The following is a 2,253-nucleotide window of genomic DNA, read 5'->3' on the forward strand; positions in this document are numbered from 1 at the left end:
GGGAAAAAGCCATGTCGCCAATACATGGCAGTGAATGAAATACTGCGGTTCTGCTGCAAACGCAATGGAATATTCAGACAGGTATGGATTGATCTTGCTTGCAATGGCAAATGCCATGACGCCAACAGCGGTATCCAGCCAGCTGGTGGGTATCAGCCACACGGCAAGGAAGTACCCAACAACCAATGCAATCTCCGGTATGGATATGGCCCGCGGGTTTGGAGAAGGTTTCTGCGCGTTTTGTTGGACCATGCGTGCTTTCATGCGATAAGACTCCATCGTCTATCATTGGCAGCCATCGCTTGGCGCAGGTCACGGACCTTGCCGTAGCCTTGGGCGTCGGGCAGTAGCGCGATGTCTTCAGGCACTTCGACCCACTCGGTGGGCAGGCTGTAAGTGGCGTCGGTCTTGACCCACACGTCGGTGGCGGCTCGGGTTTGGCCGTCGGTGGTGGTGTAGCTGCCTACCTGCCGGTGGGCGTTGCCTTGGGCATCGACGAAATTGGAGTTGGTGTAGGCCAGGTTGATGCTCTTCACCCTGGCTTCTTCGAGGGTGAGCAGTTCGCCTTCGCCAGTGCGAGCGTTGGTGTCGGCATCCACCCACACGCGCAACTGCGCAAACACCGGGTCATTGGCGTCGATGACCCCGTCGCCGTTGACATCAAAGGCCTTGAGGGCGTCAAAGCCATTGATGGCCTTCATGCCGTTGGGCAGCAGGGTCTCGGAGCCGAACAGTTCGCGGCCCGAGTCGATCGCGCCGTTGGCATTGCCATCCCACACCAGCAGTCCGTCGCCAGGTGCCACCCAGCCTGTGCGCTCGGCAAAGCCGTCGGCGGCGTGGTCGAAATTCACCCCTGAAGACAGACCAACGGTGCGAATGACGCCGTCGCCGTCCAGGTCCAGCACGATGGGCGATGCAAAATTGGAGGCGGTGCGGGTTTTGTTCTTGATGTCTTCGATGGGACAATCGCTTGGAGAGGGGATTCCCGCTCGTTGCCGCGCTTTTTCTAACTGGCGACGGATGTTTTGCGTACCTGGATCAGTTTCTGGGTCAATGCCACGATCACGCAGCCGTTGCTCGCGATTGCGCAGGGTTTCTTCGTAAAAAGAGGGTTCGAGCGTGGGGTCGAAAAGGAACTCGCCGAGTTTCTGCCCAAGCTGACTCCCTAAGTAACCGCCGACTGCAGCGCCTCCAATTGCCACAGCCGCAACCATGCCCACCCCCGGAAAGAGCAAGCCAACAGCCATATATCCAGCCGCCGCACCTGCGCCACCAAGCATCGCTGATGGGATTATTGACAGTGCTCCTGCCCAATTTCCTTGAGCGGCCTGCAACCCCCCATCCAGAATATTCAACAGCGTACCAACCGGGCCGCCACTCTTCGCTATTGCCTTTGGTTCAATTCCCTGTCTACGCAGCTGATCAATATGCTCATTCAGTGCGTCGAGTGTGGTCCCTGAGATATCTTTCAAGTTCCCGTATCTGTCATCACCACTTTGATTCGCGCAAGTCATTTTTATGCTCCTTTGCGTACTATGGTTAACGTAGATTTGATTAAAAAGTAAATCCCATACCACATCGCGGATAGCAATGCAGCGACTGCAAATGCATAAATGGCAACACCAAACGCATTGACCCATACACCACGTTCGGCCCGAACAAGTGGATAGTCAACCATCCACAACATACCTTTCAACAGAACAAACAAGAATAGGTAGAGCGCCCATTTCACGATCAATGTCTGCTTTAAAACAGATTTCATAAACAGGGCCTCATAGGACCTGAATCCGCCATTGCGAAACACTACAAAACCGAACAAGGACGGGGCCAGCATAGATGTCGCCAACACATGACAGTGAATGAAGTACTGCGGGTCTTCGGCAAATGCGATGGAGTATTCGGAAAGGTACGGATTGACCTTGCTGGCAATGGCAAATGCAACGGCGCCAACCGCTGTATCCAGCCAGCTTGTGGGAATCAGCCATACCGCCAGGAAGTACGACACCATCAGCACGATCTCCGGGATGGAAATCGCCCATGGTTTGGGTGAGGGCCGCTCAGCGTTCTCGGCAGATGTGCGCGATTTCATGCCGCAACGCTCCACCTACCGTCGTTAATCGCCATGGCCTGGTGCAGGTCTCGCACCTTGCCGTAGCCTTGGGCGTCGGGCAGTAGCGCGATGTCTTCGGGCACCTCCACCCAGTCGGTGGGCAGGCTGTTGGTCACGTCCGAGGTAAACCACACGTCGGTGGC

3 protein-coding genes are annotated in these 2,253 nt (G+C 55.9%); all 3 read right to left on the minus strand.

Translation table 11 applies throughout. The features are described 5' to 3' along the window. The coding region (locus tag AAV94_RS14945; protein ID WP_156454438.1) for a hypothetical protein at nt 1-264 on the minus strand (264 nt) is incomplete at its 3' end. After that, nucleotides 261-1,472 (minus strand): hypothetical protein, encoded by a 1,212-nt coding sequence (locus AAV94_RS14950; protein ID WP_156454439.1) that lies wholly within the window; start codon nt 1,470-1,472, stop codon nt 261-263. The genes AAV94_RS14945 and AAV94_RS14950, both read right to left, overlap by 4 nt. A 44-nt stretch (nt 1,473-1,516) precedes the next feature. Next, nucleotides 1,517-2,089, minus strand: a complete 573-nt coding sequence (locus AAV94_RS12670; RefSeq protein WP_046742585.1) for a hypothetical protein — start codon at nt 2,087-2,089, stop codon at nt 1,517-1,519. Nucleotides 2,090-2,253 lie beyond the last annotated feature (164 nt).

The organism is Lampropedia cohaerens (assembly GCF_001005215.1).
Taxonomy (GTDB): domain Bacteria; phylum Pseudomonadota; class Gammaproteobacteria; order Burkholderiales; family Burkholderiaceae_C; genus Lampropedia; species Lampropedia cohaerens.

Bases quoted from the DNA above. Each gene is read 5' to 3' on its own strand.
- AAV94_RS12670 (WP_046742585.1), bottom strand. From the start codon at position 2,089: ATGAAATCGCGCACATCTGCCGAGAACGCTGAGCGGCCCTCACCCAAA.